Origin of the sequence: Paenibacillus sp. B01, assembly GCF_009649995.1 — a bacterium.
Classification (GTDB): domain Bacteria; phylum Bacillota; class Bacilli; order Paenibacillales; family Paenibacillaceae; genus Paenibacillus_O; species Paenibacillus_O pasadenensis.
Map to the genome: position 1 here is coordinate 1,202,058 of NZ_CP045802.1, position 19,606 is coordinate 1,221,663.

The following is a 19,606-nucleotide window of genomic DNA, read 5'->3' on the forward strand; positions in this document are numbered from 1 at the left end:
AGTACGAAAAAAAGTCCCGATTTTGGGGCTTTTTTGTATTCATCTCTGGATAATATGCGAAACGAGTCGTTGTAGTTCTAGAGGTTTGCAAATGTCATAAACAATTCGCATACTCAACATATGAACATATGATAAACTGTTTTTACACAAAGGAGTGATAGCTAGTTATGAAAGCAATCAAGATGAGTTTTGTTCTATTGTTCTTTACTTTGCTGTTGCCGATAAGCGCATTTGCACACACTGGCCTTGATACTGCCTCACCCAATAAAGATGCAACCGTTCAGAAAGAGATTACAACCGTTGAAATGACGTTCAAAACTACAATTGAAGATTTAAGTACCTTCACGCTCAAGAATGATAAAGGTGAAGAGATCTCAGTCAATTCAATTTCGGTGAAAGAAAAGGAGATGTCAGGTCAGCTTGAACAACCGCTGGCAACAGGCAAGTATACCGTTGACTGGAAAATCGTTGGTGTAGACGGTCATCCGATCAAAGGCAGCTATTCATTTGCTGTTGACCTTCCTGTGTCTGAGCAACCGGCGGCTACAGAACAACCCGAGACCGATTCTGATGCGAATACTCCGGCAGCAAACAATAATGCTTCCAATGGAACAAATGAAACAGGAACAACAGGAAACATGAATACAGGTAACCAAACAGCAGGTAACACAGCTCCAAGTAACGCAATAGAACAAGAGAATCAAGCCGCGGCTGAAGCTGGCGAGAGTGAGGCAACTCAGGAAACGAGCAACGCCAGCTATCCAATTCTCTATATTGCTTTGGGGGCAGGCCTTTTTGTTGTCGTTGCCCTTATCGGCTTCCTGATTAGCAGGAGGAGGAGAGCCTAGTGTTTTATGTACTTGGCGACTTTTTACTCTATATCAGTATCGCCTTGGTAATTGGATTATTATTTCTAAACTTAGTCCCTGAAGATCGAAAACCAAAGGTAATGGTCACAAAAAAACAGTTAACTTGGCTAATAGCCGCCGTTGTTTTTTTCTCGGCCTTCCCGGTAGTAAATCTTATTATTTATTTTGTAACCGAGCTGAAATACGATGTAGGATTTGTTACGTACCGGGTTCTAAGGGACTATAATGTGGGCCATGGATGGATAATGACCGTAATCTTTGCACTGCTTCTTGGTTCATTGGTCTACCAGCGGATAGAAACGAAACATGAAAGACTGGCCGCGGTAATCCAGTTGGTTTTATCGATCGGCATGCTGGCGGGGGTCGGATATGCAAGCCACTCTGCAGGTTTATACGGCTACAAAGGCTTTGCAACGCATTCTATCCATCTGCTTGGAGTTTCATTATGGCTAGGCATTTTGATGGCGGTCTCTTGGTTTACAAGAGGCTCTGACAATTGGAAAAGATGGTTGGCATGGATGTCCCCGCTCGCAGTAACATGTTTTGTGGTGACTGTTGCCTCAGGCATAGTGGTGATGTTGTATCTGTCGGATAACTATGTTGAAGGGCTTGTCGTTCCATTTGGTCAGGCATTGTTAATCAAGCATGCTTTACTCTTACCGCTTATTGCGCTAGCAATCACGAATGGCTTTGGACTAAGACGGCGTTTAATGAAGGAGCCTGGATTCAATCCTTTAACTTGGCTTCGAATGGAGTCTGTGCTTGCGTTAACTGTTTTTTTCGGAACTGCTTATCTGTCGCAACAAGCTCCTCCTCACGACCTTAACGAAACACTCGCGAATGGTGAAGTATCTGTTTCAAACCTTTGGAGTTTCTTTAATGGGCAGGATCTAGCTGCAAACGCACAGATTACATTCCAGTTTAGCGCACTTGGCATTGTTTTTAGTCTGCTAGCAATTGTTATGGCCACACTAGGGATTGGCATAATGATTAAACGAAGAGAGCTTTGGTTTTCATTTAATCTGTTGCTCTGTTCTGCGCTTTCGCTATACCTCGCTGCGATGTTGAGTGTTCATAGTGTGACGTAAATAAACAAAAGACACCTCAATAGCAAGGTGTCTTTTGTTATGTTGTCGGTGATGACTTCTACAGTATCTGGATTTCAGCTTACTGGCATGGGGGTTGGTGTTGGGGCAGCATAGCCCTCTTTGTACATCTCATCGATGGCATTGCGGATTTGAAGGGTGGTTTTACCTTCCTCCTTCATAGCGGCTGTTTTCATAGCCGTATCCATACATACTCCGCATCTTGTACCATGGTCATCCCAAACAACTCTGCCGTCCTGCTTAATTTCATAAATGAAGCAATTCAAGTTGTGTTTATGCCCAGCGCTTTCGCCGCAACCGCAATAGCAAGGAATGCTTGGCAATACGTCAGAGACGCTTGCAGCCACCGAATAAGCAGTTTTAATTGATGGTGATAATGGATCCAGAAACGAGGGTAGCTTAGCTAGGGAGGTGGTTGTTTCTCTAAGATCGCCGTTAGCGGCATGCTCCGTATGTTCTGAATTCTTCCCACAGCCGCTTACGATCATGGTTGCAGAAATAACAGCCGCTATAGATACGAACAGTCTTTTCCTCATTATCGTTCTCCTTCCTAAATCATGAAAAGATTATACCATAAAAATAAATTACATATGAACGGTTGCTCATGTGAATGGGGGCTTGGTCGAAACAAGATTCCTGTTTAAGGAGCTGGAATGCAAATATTAAATGAAGAGATTGAGGGACGGATTAAGGCGGAAGATGCAGTCTGTATCAGCTCGTGAGGTAAGTATCTAAATGTATGAAGATCGACAAAATTAGCTCCGAAATAACATATGAACACATGATAAAATGTTATTAATAATTCTATGAAAATCATTTGGAGGCAGAAGTGAAAAGAATATCAGTTTTGTGGATGCTAATTCTTGTTCTTTCGATTCTTACGGGTTGTGGTATGAGCGGATCAGGTAACAATGATGGCTTAATTAATATGAAGATATCAGTTTCAGAAGATCAGATTGATTCAAGTGAAAATACAAAGCTAACTGCATCCTTCAACGAGGCTGTAGTAAGCTCGGAGTCATGGTTTTTGTTTGAGATTCGTCGGCCTGATGGTCCGGTATGGGTACGCGCCAAATATGAAGGGAATGGAGTGTACGCCGCGGAAACGAATGAACTCCAAAAAGGTGATTATGAGTTGTATGGACATCTTTATGCTGGAGGAGGTTATCATTTTTCTAAGAAGTATGCGCCTTCCAATCAGCCAACTTGAGAGCTGACAATTATTCGGGAAATAAAAGTAAGGGGCAGTGCCGCGGCACTGCCCCTTACTTTTATGGCGAGCAGATATCTAAGGTTCATTTACTCTAAGAGCAACCTCGATGACAGTCATCACTGCGATCATCATCTTCACGTCATGTATTGGGCAGCTTGTTTAAGGATTCTGCCTATCTAAGGATAAGTACCTGAGGTTAATTAGCAAGATCTTTTTTTATTTACCATTAGTGCCAGTGCAAATTACCTACAATGTTATCGATACCTTTTTTTACTTTAAGTAACCTTTCTATTGATGAATCAAAGAAATTTGCAAGAAGCAACGGATGCTTATCATTTAATTGTTCGATTTCACGGTTAAGAACCATCTGAATAGCATCCATTTCATACCTCCACCCGAATTGCCCGATCGGTCCCCAAAAACGATCATCTCCACGATCTCTTTCTAACAAGTCTGCATGTATGAGGGCAAAATAATATTCAAAACGAACAAACAGCTTTTGGTACTCTGAGTCTCTCGGAATTAGTCCCATGAGAGGTTCTCTGAGAACATTAAAAAGATGATCACTTACAGGAGTGCGGCGTCTCTCTAGCCCAGGAATGTGTTTTCCTAGTTCCTGTTCAAATATTCGTGGAGAACTGGCTACTAGGCATAAAGGATACTCATCTCCATTTCGTCTGTTCGAAGGTATAGGGGTACCGATTAAAATATGTTTTAGATGACTTAGATTATTTGAGGCTAATGCAGCGATACCTGAGGCGTAAGTGATCAATAATGTGGGGTATAGCTGCAAATTAAGCCAGATAACTAAGCCATCGTGTTGTTTAGTATCACTGATTATCTGGAAGGCTTTTGACCAGATCGATGAATGACTTGGTTTTCCCCAATATGCCCCAGTTGCCATTAGTTCTATAAGAATTGAGTTGTCTGTTTCATATTTAGCTAATCTTCTCGCTAATATTTCATTGGAGAAAGATTCCCTCAACGAGCCGCTGCTTTCTTGTGAAAGAGAATGTGCTCGTAAGGCTTCCTCTAAAACTAGATCATGAAGCTTAATGTTAAAACGGTCATCGGCTATGTATCGTTTTAAATTTGCTACGGCAACCTTGGCGGATAAAGGATGCGGCTGCTGTAGGTCTTCTAAGGCTGATATTTTCTCCTCTAACGTTCCAAAAAAGTGGTCAGCCGAACTAATTCGAATAACTTCAGCTCTTCGGAGACTAATAAGTCGCTGGGTCTGCTCATTCATTTCCCCAACAGTGGTCCAAAACGTGGTAAACCGATGAGTGTTGCAACGTTCAAAGACTGCGCGAAGTGCGGTATCCCACGCTGCAGACCAGCCACAAGTAATAATTCCAAATTCATCAAAGATACGATTTAAAAGTATATTCATACTTTCATCATAGGTTTCTAGTTCCGGCCCAGTATTCTTAATTCTTGTATCCAGATAGTCTCCATGAACCTTAATAATAGTACATGTAGAATGGACATACGGCATTGCCCCTTGAAGTGAATCTGAGTTACTAATTACTGTTGGTGTTACTCCTATTTCATCAAGAGCTTTTTCAAGCAGCCGGTCAAAATTGGTTGTTATAATAACTCGAAATACGCCGCTTTGAACAAGCCTGGCAATTGCTCTGTGGGCCGGGGTTGGAGTTTTTAAATTACGCTCAAGCTCTACTGGTGTGGGTTCAAAGTAGCCTCGTAAAAATTGACTGCGTTCACTAGGAGCTTTGTATAACATATTTAGCAGTTCTCCATAGTCCGGATCTCCGCCAAATTTGGTTCTGTACCAGTTAACGGGATCTTTGGCTTCATCCCCATCTAAAGCTGCCGCTTGGGTAGCAAGTTGTAAAGTGATTTCCCAACCTGTAGGTATTCCTGATGAACGGGAAATACCCGATCCGAGCATAAGTGCGTATGCACCTTTTTTACTATGAAGTGTAAATGCAAGTGAGATCATTGGATCGATCAATTTAAGACCTCCTTAAATTAATAGCTATGGTCCTATAATATCATGGGGACTACCATATTTTATCAAATAAAAATAACCGGCCTGATAAATCAGACCGGTGGTTGAAGATTTGTTAGCTAATCGATTGATTTGGGGAATTAGACTTGAAAGTTCATCGTATATTTCAGGTCGATAATTGCATCGACCTCTTTTTTATCTTTAGGTGTTAAGGAACGGTATTTAGTCAGCCAGATCAACTCATCAGCATCTACTTCAACGGTAGGGAATAATGTACTGAAGTATCTTCTAAGTATCAGCGAAATTTCTTTAGGGGTAACGCTGCGTTCAGTTTCATGGGAGAGGTGCAGTGCCTCATTAGTCAGAAATTCTAAAAACTTTGATGTTATTCTATCTTCATAACCATCTAAATCTTTAACAGTAATATCTTCACTTGGGTTATTGCCCAGCATCCAATTGAAATCAATACCTATTTGCTGGTTAAGTGAAACTAAAGTTTCAAATGACGGAGTGTATTTCTCATTCTCTATATCACTAAGTGTTCCTTGAGATATGCCTAATAGAGCTGCGAACTGGGATTGGTTGAATGATAATTTTTTTCTAAGATGTCTAATTTTGGTGCCGATTCCCATGCTCAATTAAGATCACCTCCGTACATCCTTGACTTTAGTTTACTATGAATGCCTTGAGTTTACTATGATCGCCTAGTCTACCAAGTAGACCGTAAATTAACCGTCATTGTTTATTATATACTTGTTGATGAAATTTCATAATGAATAAACCATGAAATTTCATGTTTTTTATTGAACAAAGTAGTTAAAATTCAAGCTTCTATTTTTGAACAAGAGGAGTTGTCTCCTCTTGCTCATTTCTATTGAGATTTTAATTAATCCGTATTATTATATCCAGTATCGGCTAACGGATAATTAAAAAGGGGCTTGAGATGGACTGGACAAATACAGATTGGGACGAGATTGATCAAAAATTTTATCCTAAACGTAAAGTTGATAATACGATTAGTAGGTTTATTCAGTTCAATATTGGTTCGATAAGAAGTCAAAAGATGAATAAACAAGTGGAGTATGAATCACTTACAGAGTGCCTGTTTTATTATTTCTTGGAATTGGATCCAAGAACTATTCGGTATTATGTACAGCCCGTGGAAGTACCGGTATTCGTAATGGAAGATGGGGAACTAAAAGCGTATTACCATGTTCCGGATGTCCTAGTGTTCCGGGAAGGTAAAGTACCTACCCTCTACCAGATAAAAGCGAAGGAACCGACAGTTCTTGATAAGAATTATATTCCCTTTCAAAGACATAATCGAGCATGTGAAAAGTATGCGCAGGAGCAAAAATGGGACTATTCTGTCATCTATCCAAGATCAACAGACCCAATTGTGATAGATAACATTAAAAACCTAGCACGCTATACAAAGAAAAGAAAATACTGTGCGGAAGTAATCCCTCATTTAGTTTACAAGCTGCGATTGTTTGAGAAATGCACAATAGATCAGTTGGCCAGGAGTTTTGACAGTCTGTACGAGCGTAAATATATCATTCCGCATATTTATTATTTAATCGCTACGGACCAAATTAGGGTGGACTTATTTAGACCGATTAATAAAAGCAGTGAGATTGTTGTCGGAAGCACATTCCTTCACTTAGAAACGCAGATGTCTACTGAAGAAGGGAGTCCCGAATGAGAAGTGTGGCTTTAAGGGAAAATGATGAGTTTCAGCTACATGGTAAGAAATATACAGTAATAAGTATCGAACACCCCAATGCTGTCATTCAACCAATGACAGGAGACTTAATCGCTGAAGAGGTTAACTACTATAATTTGATTACGAATAAGGGATTCCAGTTCAATCGAAAGATAGTATCACAAACTGATAACAAAATTCTATCTAAAGCTCAGTTTCTAGGCTTTATAGATTCTTTGCCTAAAGATAAGCGTGAAAAAATAGAACGCAAATATGAAATTATCAAACCTCTTCTTCTACTTGATAAGGTTAAAAATAAGGACCCTAAAGCGATTTCATTATTTATGGATCGTTATTATCAGACATACTTGAGTGAAGATAACCTTAGTTTGGATAAGTTGACTCAAAAGGGGTTGGTTTATCGAATTCATAAAAAGTATGGTGTTTCTACTCGAACCATTGAAAGAGATCTAAGTAATTATCGAAAAGAAGAGCGCCAGTATAATTCAGGAAAGGCAGGACTCATTTCTGAAAAAGTTAAGTACCCACATAATAGGAAAGATTCCAGGTTAGTTACCATATGCCATCCAAAGAAAAAGGATATGGTTCTTTGCACTTTTAGGACCTATTTAAGCGATGATTATTGCAAAATATTGAAAGAAGTTATTGAAAAGGAGTATCTTACAAAAAAGCAAGCGAGAATAAGCGAAATAGTTGAAATTGTAGAGGTAAAATGTCATCGTCAGAAACTACCTGTATTAGGTTATGATACAGTTTACGCAATCATAAAGAGGCTGCCGGAAGAGGTCGTCTTGCGGTTACGCAATGGGACCGAGGCTGCCCAAATTTATGATCCGATTATAGGTAGCTTTTCGAATAATGAGGCTATGTCTTCGTTGCATATCGTTGAGATCGATCATACTGAACTAGACATTAAGCTTCTGGATGAGAATACCATGGAAGTTTTAGGAAATCCGTGGATAACGCTTGGAATTGATGTGTTTAGCCGCTGTGTATGGTGTATGCATATTTCATTTGATCCGCCGTCTGGTGATAAGGTTAGAAAAGCAATCGAACAAGGGGTATTGAAAAAGAGGGTAAAGGAGAAATATGGAACTACACATGAGTGGGAAGTGTATGGGATTCCTGACATCATCTATTTTGATAATGGTAAAGAGTTCGATAATAATCAGATTAAACACTTGATCGATGAGACGCTTGGATCGCAAGTTATGTTTCGGCCAGTCGCAAATCCACGATGGGGTGGGACAATCGAAAGATTATTTGGAACAATAAATACGAAGTTGATACATAGACTTGCTGGAACGACCTTGGGTAGTGTGGAAGCCAAAGGTGAATATCAATCGGAAAAGGAAGCAATCTATACCCTTGCTGATGTAACAGAACTTTTGACACGCTATATCACCGATATTTATCACCATCAAACTCACTCTTCACTACCATTTGAATTTAGTACTCCATACGAACAATATCAAAGAGGCTTAGATATGGGTGGACAAAATGATTTTATTGATGATGAGGACGAAGAGGTCTTCCATATTGAGTTATTGCCAGCAAAGGAGCTTTCCTTTAAAAGGCAAGGGATACGTTTAGATAATGTGTATTATAATGACATTCAATCCAAGCGCTTCATTCGAAACGACGGTTCTAAATACAAAATAAAATATGACATAGATGATATTTCGTATATTTATCTTTTAGAACCTGATACCAGGGAATATAAAAAAATATTGGCTGTTAATCCCTCATATAAGAACCTAGTGGGGATGAAAAGAAAAACCTATAAGCTATTAAGGGCCATAATACGTAAAAAGACAAAGCTATCCGGGAATATACCTGCAGAAAGTGATTTGCTTGATGCGAAAGATGTGCTTCTTCAGAGAGCGGAGCAAATGAAGAAAACTAACAAAGGTAAAATTAGAGCTCTTAACTTAGGACTAGAGGAAATGAAAAAGAAGCAAAGGGTTGGTAAGTCGGTAGCATTCACGTTAGACGAAGATGAGGAGCTGTTGCTACTGGTAGATAGCTTGAATCAAAATGTTAATAAGCAAATGGAAGAGGGGGAATCCTAAATTGGATAGAAGTGAGTTCACCGATTTTCAGGATCGGGTTATCAATCTCTACATAGAACACCCGGAGGTAAAGAGAATCTGGAGTTTACTGGACTCGCGAAGAATGTTCAGAAGAAGAGGAATCCAAAATCAGAACGCTCCTATGCATTTGTTCCTTATGGGGAAATCTCGAGTAGGCAAAACACAGGCTGTTAAGAGGTATACAAAAAAGCAAGATAGAGGATTTTATATAGATGAAGAGGGTTCAAAGGTAGATATTATACCGGTTGTTTATGCAGAACTGCCTGATAAGTTCACCCCGAAAGAGTTATATAACAATATTATTCATGGAATTGGAGCAGTCAAATTATATGGAAGAGTTGAAGTAGGACTCATAAAGGATAGAGCATTTTCGCTGTTACAAAAGCATAGAACTGAAATGTTAATAATTGACGAACTTGATTACCTTATTCCACATAATCTATTAACTCGAAAACAAGCAATGGAATTGATAAAAGGTGTAGCCAATCAAGCAGGTGTATGTCTCGTCTGTGTTGGAACACCAGAAATTGAGGCGTTAAGAACGTTGAACGAACAACATATCGGACGCTATGCCCCAAATACTATACCTAGATTTGAAAAATGCGACGAATATTTTATTAATCTGCTTGATGACATCGAGCAGAATTTAGGATTAAAGAAAAGAATCGGACTATCAGATGTGAATAAAAAATATCCACAAATTTTGCACAAACTGTCAATGGGTTTTGTTGGCTGGCTTGTACCCATTCTACAAAATGCCTTCGAGATTATCGGTGTGTTTGATCAGGATTTTAATGACTTTAATATATTAAAAAAGTTGGATGGGAATGTATTAATACAAGCAAGAAGAAATGTAGTTGGCGATATTACAAAAGAGGACATTAAAAAGATATTAAAACAATAAAATAGTTAATCAAAAGAATCGCCTGCTTTTGGGCGATTTTTTTATCCTTTTTCCAGGTTGTATATTTCATGTGCAATATTATGTAGGGCTTTTTTGCCTGCGGGACTTAATTGTTGCTGTAAACGAATTAGAGATGTGCTGGTTTCGTCGGTTGCATCCATTAGATTCCCGAACAGAATATAATCTGTACTAGCCTCAAGTAAAGTCGATATTTTTATTAGTAAATCAATGCTAGGTAGACCTTTACCACTTTCAATTCTTTTTATATTCTCATCAGATGTTTGAAGAGCCTTGGCAAAAGAAGCGCGGTTATGGAAACGTAATTTCCGAAGGTCTTGGATCCTTTTCCCTGTCTCGTTAAAATCCATTTCATTTCACCTCTTTGCCCAATAATAGCCAATATAAAATAAAACAAGAAGGGTATACAAAGTACCTCTTTTATGGGTATAATAAATACCGAAAATGCTTTTACTGTGTAAAGGGGTAGCCATTTATGAACATTCAGAATAAGGTAAATATCCTTGTATTAATGGATGCACATAGCTGCCGCCAAGTTTTTAGGATACAAAGATATATCCTTTTCCATGATCAGCATTTTATTCTGATAACTAATGAAAATCATTGTGAGTTATTGCGCATGGAGGATGTTAACGGCATAACTCAGTTGTTCAGTGCATCTAGTGAGGAAATTTATGACATTTTGTTGGACTATAAATTACCGAATTTGGTCATCCAAAAGGGGATGACATATAGAGCTGTCGGTTTGATGTTCACAGAAGATATAAAGGTCGATGAATCTAGAGCATATAAATTCAAATTATCGGGTGAAGAGGAGAGCATAGACTTAATGCCGTATCTTCAACATCTAAATGAGCAGTAAGCTGTGAACTAGATAAAACAACAAGGAGCATGATTACAACATGAATTCCAGCCTGGCTCAACAAGTAGTTATTGAAAATGTCTTACTGTGTAAAATGAGGGGGAAAGTGGCTTACCAAAGTTTTTTCTCAGCTCACAATGCGCTATCCGTAACTTATGTGAAAGCGTATGATGATCCTTCTGGTAAGGGTTATCAGCGACCAGTGGATATAAAAAGATGCAATGAATTCGCCTTTTATCTCTCGAAAGGTGACGATGCCTTGTTTACACCTTTATTGCTTAATGCAGCCTCTAATTGGGAGTTTATGCCTTATGATAAGCAACGACCGTCCTTTGGAAGGATCATCTGTAAGGCGAAAGCATCGCTTATGGATGGACAACACCGACTAGGTGGAATTAAGCGTTATATTCAAGAAACCAATTCAGATCTTAATGTTCCCTTTGTTGCCTTTCATTGCTTAGACGAAGATGAAGAGATCCAGCTGTTCAATACCATTAATACTAAGGCGAAAGGTATTGGGCCATCCCTAAGTAAATTTCTCACTCGAGAATCCGATGACATTAGTTGGATGGCCACTGAACTTTTGACAAGGGCAGACAGTCCTTTTTATCACATTGGGAGTATTATTGGTAAACGTAACAAAGGTAGACACATTACACTTCAAAACCTGTATCGTACGATGAATTACTTTACGAGGAATCCTATAATCTCCCCTTTATCAAAAGAAGTCAAGCTCCATTTGGCACTTTTGTATTTTAACTCAATAAAGGAAAAGTTTTACCATCAGTGGATCGATTATAAAGGTCATCGTGTGACTCATATCGTATGCTTAGATGCTCTGTCAATCGCAGGATCTGAATTGATTGCTAGAAGTATTAACGAGAACTCAAAAGTGGATTACAAGCTAATACCAAAACGAGTAAGTAAATTGAAAAGTATTGATTGGTCCGTGGACGGGCCGTTGAAATATATTAAAGGCATCTCAGGGTCCAAAACGTTGGCAAACGAAATTATTGAACAGATGTTGGCATAGTTTTCGGAATGACATAATGTGCCGGTATGGGGGATTGTAATGGAAGAACAACCTAGGTTTTTTTCTGTAAAAGTGGTCCCTTATCCGGATGAAGCCTTAAGCAGTTATATATTACGTGCTGCCAGTAATAATGGAGTCGATACAGTTTGGTTTATGAATAGCCACAGAAGCAGTAATTCCGATAATATTAAGTTATCCGACTTGGCTCGATTGGACTTCGTCCCGTATAACATACTTGATCTAGCGCCGCTCGAAGAAAAGTTATCTTTAAGACCTGATACAATGGTCAATTATACTTTTCTAAATATCATAAAAAAATTATGTGATAGTAGTAAGCCTGAAGATAGCCGCGTGATGAAGGGGTTAATTAGAAGAGAACTAGTATTTTGCCCGGAATGTTTGAAAGAGAGAACATACTATAAGCTGAAGTGGAGATTAGAGGGATTTGATTTCTGCTTAAAGCACAGTAATAGGCTTCTCAGGGAGTGCGCGACTTGTAAGAAGAAGATCAAATATACTGATATTAATAAAATCGGATACTGCCCCTATTGTTTCAAGAAGATTGCCAAACAAGTTTCTGAATCTATTTATGATTGCAGCAGTCATCTTGAAGAACAACGTGTAAAGGAAGAAATTATTAACGAACTCTTGATGCCCTATAGTCAAAGAATTGAAAGTCGTGAACTAAGTCTCAAAATTCTATATCTTAGTGATTACCTGCCTCAGCAACCAATCAATCAAGAAAAATTAATGGTGAATACGAACTACATGCTGCAGTATGCACGTGATTCCATGGCCAGCAAAAGATCGCTACATTTATCCGTTCTAGCTAACATTTTATATTCAGCTAAAATTACTTATAAAGATTTATTGTGTTTGAAGGTTCCAGAAGATTTTGTAGCTGAGATCTATAACAAAAAGAGCAAGCCTCAAAGTGAAGACTTTGCTTGTCAGGCACCTTGGTGCATTAATTATAGCAAGACTGGTCTTCTGAATAAAACAGGGACAAGGTCAAAAAAACAAGAAGTAAGCAAGTTTACTATGTATATGTACTGTCCGCGTTGCGGTTGTGCATATGCATTAAGCAACGGATCTTTGTTTGAACGATCTAATTTTATTAAAGGATATGAGTCGTTGAAGGATGTATATAAAACAGATTTCACGTGGAGGCAAGTCTCTCATTATACCGGTTTATCACTTGCGAAGAATAGAAGAATCATTGCGTATTTCAAAGGGCAAGGATTGCTGACAGAGAGTAAGTATAACTATAATGATCAACTCTTAATGAGGATAACTCAGTCGCTAAATGATGGAGTGAAACTGACTGAAATTCAAAGTTGGTCTTCTTGGGACAGCGGAGAACAGTTTCTGATATATAGATATCACCCTCTAGTAATGACAGCAGCATATAATCAACCAATTAAGCAGCCGGCCAGAATTGATAATGACGAACTTATGCAGAAGGTAATGCTTGTTTGCGAGCAACTGGTATCAGCCAAACAAAAGATAACTAATGAAGCAGTATCAAAAGCTGTAGGGGTTTCATCCAATACGATATCTAATCGGGGATTGCAGGTATACATCAATAAAATGAAGCACGAACAAAAAATGCAGATGCATCAAGACAAAATTAAAACCTTTAAAAGAAAAATCGATGACTTTTTTGATAAAGTTATTGACCCATCGATTTCTATCGAAGAACTATATCTTCGGTTAAAGCTTAGTCAAAACTATCTTTGTAACTATGCTCCTGAAATTAACAATTACATACGTATTAAAAGGAATGAGTCTTTATCGAAAACTGCGACATACTCTCTCTAAAAAGAGAGTATGTCGCAGTTTTTTGTTTCATCAGTGTTTTCGAGTATGATAATCTTGCAAAACTTACTCGAATAAGAGGGAATATCGAATGGATGACATTTTAACCGTTAAAACAAGGCCATATGAAGGTGAGTCAGTGACAGCCTTCTTGTTAAGAACGGCTGTTAGAAATTACTTGCCGTACGGAGAACTACTAAAACAAGTAAAAATAAAGCAAACGCGTTCTCAACATTTAGATATGAACCCAGAGTTAGTAACGGATTTTAAGAAACTCCTCTCCTTACTGGACATAAGTGATAGAGAATTCAATTGTGTATCTTTAGGCCCTGTTGTTGAAATGTTTTTAGATAATCAAGACCGAATATCTGAGGAGTATCGTAATTTCTTATATGAAATTATTAACACTACTCATCGACGGTTTTGTCCTCTTTGTTTGAAAGAAAAGAACTGTTATAAATTGTTGTGGCAAATAAATGAATTGGTAGTGTGTGACCATCATAAAGTCAAATTGACTTCAAAGTGTCCGACATGCCAAAAAGAACAGCCGTATATACATCCTGCTCATGTGGAGGTTAGATGTTATTCATGTAATAGTCGTCTTGATAAACAAATAGATAACTATGAAATCATTGATGATGATGTTTTTACTCAACAGTATGATTTTTACGGGGATTGGTATAGTCTACTAGAAAATAATAAAGATAGTTATTTCAGTAAGGTTCACTCGAAAAGTAAATACATTGCGCTGCTCGCAATTTACTTCAATCAAAATAAAGAGACTCAATTTAATATGTTAAGAATTACACGTCTCTCAAATGATTATAGGAGCAGGTTAGTTTCTTATTTCCAGAGGGAAGAGGGATACAAACCAACGCTCGGATTAGTTTTGAACACAATTAGAAAAAACGGAACTTCAGTTTCAGAGTTTCTTGAAACCGAGGTGCCTTCAAGCTATATATACGAAGTAATGAACTATGATTCTAGAGCAGAAGTAGTACCCGTATGTCAGTCCCCATGGTGCAGCGCTTTTGGATCAAGCGAAAGGATGCTGAGATCAGAGAAAAAATATCTCAGGTGGAATGGAAATTATTATTATCGCCCCCATATGTGTCTGCAGTGTTTTGTTAAATATGGTTATATCGAAAAAGATTTGATGTGGTATGAATGCGGAGAGACGATTGAATTTGCATGGCGGCGGATACATCCTCTTCTGAGTGAGGGATTTTATGAGTTAGACATTGCAAATCAACTATCAATAACAAGATACACTGTATTAAAATATGCTGTTTATTTTGCCAGTCAAAGTGCTTCTGGTAAAACCATTAATGGGAAAGAAGCTTTAGAGTTCTTTAAGACATTGAGTGAGTACAAAGACGGTTCCGATATTGCAAGAGCCAGTAAACTCTTCGGTTGGGGGCAAAGAAAGTACTTTTATTATTACTTTACACCTGAAGTTCAGAGCTACTTGTTCTTGTTAGTTAATCCCAACAAAGGGGCAAGTAATAAAAAAAATACGAAGAAAATGGACACTTTTAAGGAATTTCCTCGTAAAAAGGAAAAGGTTATACGGATTGATGAGAAAATAATGAGAAGCAAAGCGCAAGAATATATTGAGAAGCAAATAGCAAATGAAGAAATAATAAGTGATATTCCTCTGTACAGCTTTATGGGGACAAGCAAGAAAACAGTTAATAGGTATTACCCAGATTTGCTTGAGTGGATCGAGGTACAAAAAAAGCGACAAGAAGAAATAATAGTGAGAGAAATTGAACAGAAACGTATAGAGCAAATAAATGAAGCTATAACATTTATTGTTAATAGCGGGGAATACCCGTCGATTGAAAGAGTAGTTGAACTAAGTGGAGTACCTAAAAAGTATATTCGTACTCATAAGGAAGTTAAAGCGGCTTTTGAAGAGAAAAGAACGAACATACAAGTAAATATAAAATGGCAAAGAAAAATTAAGTCTAAAAACGACATTTTAATGTAAAGGAAGCGACGGAAAAACGATAAAAAAACACGGTGAAACATAGAGTTTCACCGCCAAAATAAAATAAAGTTAACAGTAAATTCGTTGGAATTCGAATCGTTTTTTGAACAGCTTAGAGAATCCAATCCGCTGGTTCAATTTTTCGGGGTCATGGTCGTCGCGATGATTCCGTTTCTCGAGGGCTACTTCGCGGTCCCGCTCGGGATCGCCGTAGGCTTCCCGGCGCTGCTGACGATCGGCGCGGCCATCGTCGGCAACTGGGTGTCCGTGATGGCCGTCATCCTGGCCAGCGACCGTTTCCGCCAATGGATGCAGGGGCGGAGCAAGTCGCAGCGGACGCAGGAAAAAGAAAACAAGCGCTGGCAGAAAGGCCAGAAGCTGTTTCATAAATACGGCGTGCCCGGAGTATCCCTCCTCGGGCCGCTGCTGATCGGCGATCATATCGCCGCTCTCATCTGCATCGCCTCCGGCGCGCCCAAGCGGTCCGTCGTCCTATGGCAGACCGTCGCCATCGTCGTGTGGGCGGTCGGGACGGGAGCCCTCGTCTTGCTCGGCATCAACGCCATCAACGCTTGAGAATATCCGGAACGCCATCTTTTATCGGACAGGAGAGAATGCCATGAAATTGATCGTTCCTATCGCTACGCTCGTGCTCGTCGTCGCCAGCCTGCTCGTCCATCGCCTCGGCACGCCGCTGAGCGACTTCTGGCAGGGCCTGATCACAGGCCTGGCCATCACGGGGCTGATCTACAGCCTGGCGGCGTTCTGGAAAAAGCCTGGCGCCAGACGCTAGAACAATCGCATGATGAAAAAGCCTCCCCTCCTGCCGGATGCAGGAGGCGGAGGCTTTTTGTTGCGGAGCCGGCGCCGCTCACCCCAGCTGCAGCCTGCGGTACTGGTGGGGCGTGATGCCGTACTCGTCCTTGAACAGCTTGATGAAATACTGCGGCTTCTTGTACCCGACCATCCGGGAGATGTCGGCGACATGCAGGCTCGATTCCTTCAGGAGGCGGGAAGCCTTCTCCAGCCGTCTCAGCGCGATATAGGCGGACAGGTTCTGGCCGGTCTCCTGCTTGTACAGCTTGGACAGATAGACCGGATGCAGATGGACATGCTCGCCGAGCTCCTCCAGGCTCAGGCCGCAGGCCAGATGCTCATCGACGTAGTCGCGGACCATCCGCACGACGTTCGCGTTGCAGTGCCGGCTGCTCTTTTCCGTCTCGCTCCTGTCGCGCACGATCGCTTGAAAGGCGAGCTGCGGATCGGGCAGCAGATCGAAGATCCATTCGGCGGCATCGGCCGTCCGGTCGGGCCCGCTGCCTGCATGCAGGCTCGCGATGAGTTCCATGACGTAGATCTTTTGCTGCTTGGCCCCGTCGAGCTGGTCGTACCGCTTGCTCCACAGCTTCCCCTGCGGCTCCTTCTCCCCGATGCTCGGCAGCTCCTTGGAGATGCGCTCCACCTCGGCGAAGCTCACGTTCTCCTGGAGGAAGAACGAATAGAAGCGATGCCGGACCTGATGCGGATGGGCGAACGAGAACGGCTCGGAAAAAGCGAGCGATCCGATCCGTCCGGCCAGCGCCTCGGCGGCGGCATGGGGCATCGCTCCGGAGAGCGCGGACTCCGTCCTCCAGGCGAAGCGGTCGAATTTGCCCAGACGGTCCCTCACGGACGCATCCTCCATGTCCGAAGGCTCCGGCAGCCTGAAGAAGCAGAACGGCTCCTCCCCGAGCAGGCGGAGGGCGGGCTCGTCCTCCCTCGCCATGCTTCGGCTCTCGGCGACGATCGACAGCAGGAAGCGCAAGCCGTCGAACCGCTCCCACTCGAGCGGACGCGTCCGCTCGTGCTCGCGCACGGATTCGGTCGCATGCCGGACCGCTTTTTCCATGTCGTCCTTGTCGACCGGCTTGAGCAGATAGTCCAGGAGGCCGAGGCGGATCGCTTTCTGCGCGTAGTCGAACTGGGAGTATCCGGACAAAAAGATGACCTTCGTCTTCAGCTTGGAGCGGTCGATATGCTCCAGCAAGTCGATGCCCGATACCTCCGGCATCCGGATATCGGTAATGAGCAGGTCGATGCCTTTCCCGTCCAGCAGCTCCCTGGCCTCGATCGAATTCGTGCTCGTCTCCACTTGGTGGATGCCGAAGCTTTTCCAATCGAGCAGATGCTTCAAATACTCCACGACATAATGCCCGTCATCCACGATCAGTACCCGCATCTCATCCTCCTCCTTCCGTCGGCGAAGCGATCGTCATGAGCACGGACAGCCCGCCCCGGCTGTTGGCGACGAAGCGCAAGCCGCTCGACTCGCCGTACGTATTCTTCAATCGGCGGCTGACGTTCCACAGCCCGATGCCGCGATCTCCCTCCGGAGGCTCGCTGCGCTCGATCCGCTCCGCCAGCAGCTGGATCTCGGCCGGCTCGAGTCCCTTGCCGTCGTCGGAGACGGCGATGACGACGCTCCCTTCCTCGCCATGCCGGACCTGGATCGACACCTCGCAGGCGCCTTGCCGTCCTTCGATGCCGTGCTGGATCGCGTTCTCCACGAGCGGCTGAATCATCAGCGGCTTGACGGGCTGATCCGCCAGCTCGGGCGGCAGGTCGATCTCGTAGCGGATCTGCTTGCTGAGAGACATGATCGCCAGGTAATGCTCCGCCAGCTGGAGCTCCGAAGCGAGGGAGGCCGGCCTTGTGTCCAGTCTCGTCATATACCGGTAATATTCGGCGAGGTGCTTGCTCATCCTGATAATGGCATCGGGAGACGAATGGGCGACCGACATGATGTAGAAGAGGCTGTTGTACAGGAAATGCGGATTGATCTGGGCCTGCAGCTGTTTGAACTCGGCTGTCCGCCGCAGCTCCGTCTCCGTCTCGAGGGAGGCGAACAGCCCCTGGATCTCTCCCATCATATGGTTGAAGCCGTTGAACAGGCTCGAGAATTCATTGTCGTTCTTGTGCGGGATCCGGGTATTGTAGTTCCCTTGCTCGACCAGCTGGAACTTTTTGCGCAGCAGATGGACGTGCCGATAGAAATTGCGGTAGAACATCTGGATCACGAACAGTCCGAGCAAGACGACGGCCGCGATGCTGAGCAGGAAGGCCTGGCGGTTGCGGTCGAGCGGGAGCAGGAAATCGCTCATGCGCGTGTAGGTGACGAGATAGGTGTCGATCTGCGCGATGTATTGGGCGAGGATGTAGAAGTCGCCTTCGCTCGACTTGTAGTCGAACTTCCGAATCTCGCCGTCTTGGATGCCGTCTCCGATGCCTTCGGCGATCAGCTCCGGCATGGCGGCGGCGATTTGCACATCCACCTTCCGGCTGCTCCACAGCTCCTTTCCGTTCACGACATAAAAGGCATTCGAGCTGGCGGCATCGCTAACCGCTTTGCCGAGCAGGCTTCGGAGGTAGTCCGTCTTCAGCTGGACGCCGACGATATACGGTTCCGGAAACGCTCCGGCATCGGTCTGGATATAAGGATATTTGGCGAAATAGTACAGGCTGCCGCCGACTGTCTGCCACCCTTTGGCCTGGACCTTTTGGTAGATCTGGCTGGCGAGAAAATCATGGCTTGTCGTAATGAAGGTGCCGTCGGATGGCCAATAGATGCCGATGGACTCGACGACATGGCTGGAGATGAGGATGTCCTCCAGGCGGCGCAGAATCTCGTTTTTCTTCATCTGATAGTCATAATTGCCGAGCTCCCGCCGCTGCTGCGGATAGAAGCGGACGTCGATGTCGGAGACGAAGCGGGTTCCATACAGGGCGGCTTCGGAAATGATGCCGTCCAGAATTTCGACCGCATACTCCATCTGGTTTTTGGACGAATGGATCAGGCTCGACTCGACCGTGCGGGAGCTGAGCTGGTTCATGACGATGAACAGGGCGAGCGTAAGCAGGAAATAAATGATGAAGAAATAGATGAACTGCTTCATCGTGACTTTTCTTCTCATGGTGGCGTTCCTTTCCGCGGCGCAGAGCTAGATCGGTTCCGTTCCCTTT

The 19,606-nt window shown here is 42.5% G+C and carries 18 protein-coding genes; 12 read left to right on the forward strand and 6 right to left on the reverse strand.

Going from position 1 to position 19,606, the window contains the following annotated elements; translation table 11 throughout:
* Positions 1–167: 167 nt before the first annotated feature.
* Positions 168–848 carry a copper resistance CopC family protein gene (locus GE073_RS05280; protein WP_153782945.1) on the forward strand — a complete coding sequence of 227 codons (681 nt, stop codon included), beginning with the start codon at positions 168–170 and terminating at the stop codon, positions 846–848.
* On the forward strand, positions 848–1,957 hold the full coding sequence (locus GE073_RS05285; RefSeq protein ID WP_153782946.1) for a copper resistance D family protein: 1,110 nt from the start codon (positions 848–850) through the stop codon (positions 1,955–1,957). The genes GE073_RS05280 and GE073_RS05285 overlap by 1 nt, the downstream gene beginning before the upstream one ends.
* A 74-nt stretch (positions 1,958–2,031) precedes the next feature.
* Here GE073_RS05285 and GE073_RS05290 read toward each other — a convergent pair whose 3' ends face one another.
* Positions 2,032–2,511: a PCYCGC motif-containing (lipo)protein gene (locus GE073_RS05290; RefSeq protein WP_153782947.1), complete on the reverse strand. Its 480-nt coding sequence runs from the start codon at positions 2,509–2,511 to the stop codon at positions 2,032–2,034.
* A gap of 293 nt (positions 2,512–2,804) precedes the next feature.
* Between GE073_RS05290 and GE073_RS05295 the strand changes: the two genes are divergently transcribed.
* A complete protein-coding gene (locus GE073_RS05295) occupies positions 2,805–3,185 on the forward strand; it encodes a hypothetical protein (RefSeq protein WP_153782948.1) in 381 nt (126 codons plus the stop codon).
* A gap of 229 nt (positions 3,186–3,414) precedes the next feature.
* On the opposite strand, the gene GE073_RS05300 is transcribed toward GE073_RS05295, so the two are convergent.
* Both GE073_RS05300 and GE073_RS05305 read right to left on the reverse strand, forming a co-directional pair.
* Positions 3,415–5,163, reverse strand: coding sequence for an SIR2 family protein (locus GE073_RS05300; RefSeq protein WP_153782949.1), 1,749 nt, complete (start codon positions 5,161–5,163; stop codon positions 3,415–3,417).
* 137 nt (positions 5,164–5,300) lie between these two features.
* Positions 5,301–5,792, reverse strand: coding sequence for a helix-turn-helix domain-containing protein (locus tag GE073_RS05305; protein ID WP_228551812.1), 492 nt, complete (start codon positions 5,790–5,792; stop codon positions 5,301–5,303).
* A 311-nt stretch (positions 5,793–6,103) separates the two neighbouring features.
* Between GE073_RS05305 and GE073_RS05310 the strand changes: the two genes are divergently transcribed.
* Genes GE073_RS05310 through GE073_RS05320 form a run of 3 tightly spaced genes read left to right on the forward strand, consistent with a single transcriptional unit; the run spans position 6,104 to position 9,883 of the window.
* Positions 6,104–6,865 carry a TnsA endonuclease N-terminal domain-containing protein gene (locus GE073_RS05310; RefSeq protein ID WP_153782951.1) on the forward strand — a complete coding sequence of 254 codons (762 nt, stop codon included), beginning with the start codon at positions 6,104–6,106 and terminating at the stop codon, positions 6,863–6,865.
* On the forward strand, positions 6,862–8,958 hold the full coding sequence (locus tag GE073_RS05315; protein ID WP_153782952.1) for a Mu transposase C-terminal domain-containing protein: 2,097 nt from the start codon (positions 6,862–6,864) through the stop codon (positions 8,956–8,958). Before GE073_RS05310 ends, GE073_RS05315 begins: the two co-directional genes overlap by 4 nt.
* 1 nt (position 8,959) lies before the next feature.
* Positions 8,960–9,883 (forward strand): TniB family NTP-binding protein, encoded by a 924-nt coding sequence (locus tag GE073_RS05320; protein WP_194843282.1) that lies wholly within the window; start codon positions 8,960–8,962, stop codon positions 9,881–9,883.
* A 41-nt stretch (positions 9,884–9,924) separates the two neighbouring features.
* Here the strand turns inward: GE073_RS05320 and GE073_RS05325 are convergent, their stop codons facing one another.
* Positions 9,925–10,251: a helix-turn-helix transcriptional regulator gene (locus GE073_RS05325; protein WP_153782954.1), complete on the reverse strand. Its 327-nt coding sequence runs from the start codon at positions 10,249–10,251 to the stop codon at positions 9,925–9,927.
* A 125-nt stretch (positions 10,252–10,376) separates the two neighbouring features.
* Between GE073_RS05325 and GE073_RS05330 the strand changes: the two genes are divergently transcribed.
* The 6 genes from GE073_RS05330 (at position 10,377) to GE073_RS05355 (ending at position 16,400) form a co-directional block, all read left to right on the forward strand.
* Positions 10,377–10,763, forward strand: a complete 387-nt coding sequence (locus tag GE073_RS05330; protein WP_153782955.1) for a hypothetical protein — start codon at positions 10,377–10,379, stop codon at positions 10,761–10,763.
* 40 nt (positions 10,764–10,803) lie between these two features.
* Positions 10,804–11,796 carry a DGQHR domain-containing protein gene (locus GE073_RS05335; protein WP_153782956.1) on the forward strand — a complete coding sequence of 331 codons (993 nt, stop codon included), beginning with the start codon at positions 10,804–10,806 and terminating at the stop codon, positions 11,794–11,796.
* 39 nt (positions 11,797–11,835) lie between these two features.
* Positions 11,836–13,617, forward strand: a complete 1,782-nt coding sequence (locus GE073_RS05340) for a TniQ family protein (protein ID WP_153782957.1) — start codon at positions 11,836–11,838, stop codon at positions 13,615–13,617.
* A gap of 88 nt (positions 13,618–13,705) precedes the next feature.
* Positions 13,706–15,607 (forward strand): TniQ family protein, encoded by a 1,902-nt coding sequence (locus GE073_RS05345; protein WP_153782958.1) that lies wholly within the window; start codon positions 13,706–13,708, stop codon positions 15,605–15,607.
* Between the two features lie 84 nt (positions 15,608–15,691).
* Positions 15,692–16,183 carry a small multi-drug export protein gene (locus GE073_RS05350; RefSeq protein WP_028600346.1) on the forward strand — a complete coding sequence of 164 codons (492 nt, stop codon included), beginning with the start codon at positions 15,692–15,694 and terminating at the stop codon, positions 16,181–16,183.
* A 43-nt stretch (positions 16,184–16,226) separates the two neighbouring features.
* Positions 16,227–16,400, forward strand: coding sequence for a hypothetical protein (locus GE073_RS05355; RefSeq protein WP_153782959.1), 174 nt, complete (start codon positions 16,227–16,229; stop codon positions 16,398–16,400).
* Positions 16,401–16,478: 78 nt separating this feature from the next.
* On the opposite strand, the gene GE073_RS05360 is transcribed toward GE073_RS05355, so the two are convergent.
* Complete coding sequence (locus GE073_RS05360) at positions 16,479–17,825, reverse strand: response regulator (RefSeq protein ID WP_153782960.1); 1,347 nt, start codon at positions 17,823–17,825, stop codon at positions 16,479–16,481.
* A 1-nt stretch (position 17,826) separates the two neighbouring features.
* Complete coding sequence (locus GE073_RS05365) at positions 17,827–19,557, reverse strand: sensor histidine kinase (protein WP_153782961.1); 1,731 nt, start codon at positions 19,555–19,557, stop codon at positions 17,827–17,829.
* Between the last annotated feature and the right edge of the window lie 49 nt (positions 19,558–19,606).

What these genes read in the sequence shown, in the direction of transcription:
- GE073_RS05280 (WP_153782945.1), top strand. Translation starts at nt 168, where the DNA reads ATGAAAGCAATCAAGATGAGTTTTGTTCTATTGTTCTTTACTTTGCTG.
- GE073_RS05290 (WP_153782947.1), bottom strand. Translation starts at nt 2,511, where the DNA reads ATGAGGAAAAGACTGTTCGTATCTATAGCGGCTGTTATTTCTGCAACC.
- GE073_RS05305 (WP_228551812.1), bottom strand. Translation starts at nt 5,792, where the DNA reads ATGGGAATCGGCACCAAAATTAGACATCTTAGAAAAAAATTATCATTC.
- GE073_RS05310 (WP_153782951.1), top strand. Translation starts at nt 6,104, where the DNA reads ATGGACTGGACAAATACAGATTGGGACGAGATTGATCAAAAATTTTAT.
- GE073_RS05315 (WP_153782952.1), top strand. Translation starts at nt 6,862, where the DNA reads ATGAGAAGTGTGGCTTTAAGGGAAAATGATGAGTTTCAGCTACATGGT.
- GE073_RS05325 (WP_153782954.1), bottom strand. Translation starts at nt 10,251, where the DNA reads ATGGATTTTAACGAGACAGGGAAAAGGATCCAAGACCTTCGGAAATTA.
- GE073_RS05330 (WP_153782955.1), top strand. Translation starts at nt 10,377, where the DNA reads ATGAACATTCAGAATAAGGTAAATATCCTTGTATTAATGGATGCACAT.
- GE073_RS05335 (WP_153782956.1), top strand. Translation starts at nt 10,804, where the DNA reads ATGAATTCCAGCCTGGCTCAACAAGTAGTTATTGAAAATGTCTTACTG.
- GE073_RS05340 (WP_153782957.1), top strand. Translation starts at nt 11,836, where the DNA reads ATGGAAGAACAACCTAGGTTTTTTTCTGTAAAAGTGGTCCCTTATCCG.
- GE073_RS05345 (WP_153782958.1), top strand. Translation starts at nt 13,706, where the DNA reads ATGGATGACATTTTAACCGTTAAAACAAGGCCATATGAAGGTGAGTCA.
- GE073_RS05355 (WP_153782959.1), top strand. Translation starts at nt 16,227, where the DNA reads ATGAAATTGATCGTTCCTATCGCTACGCTCGTGCTCGTCGTCGCCAGC.
- GE073_RS05360 (WP_153782960.1), bottom strand. Translation starts at nt 17,825, where the DNA reads ATGCGGGTACTGATCGTGGATGACGGGCATTATGTCGTGGAGTATTTG.
- GE073_RS05365 (WP_153782961.1), bottom strand. Translation starts at nt 19,557, where the DNA reads ATGAGAAGAAAAGTCACGATGAAGCAGTTCATCTATTTCTTCATCATT.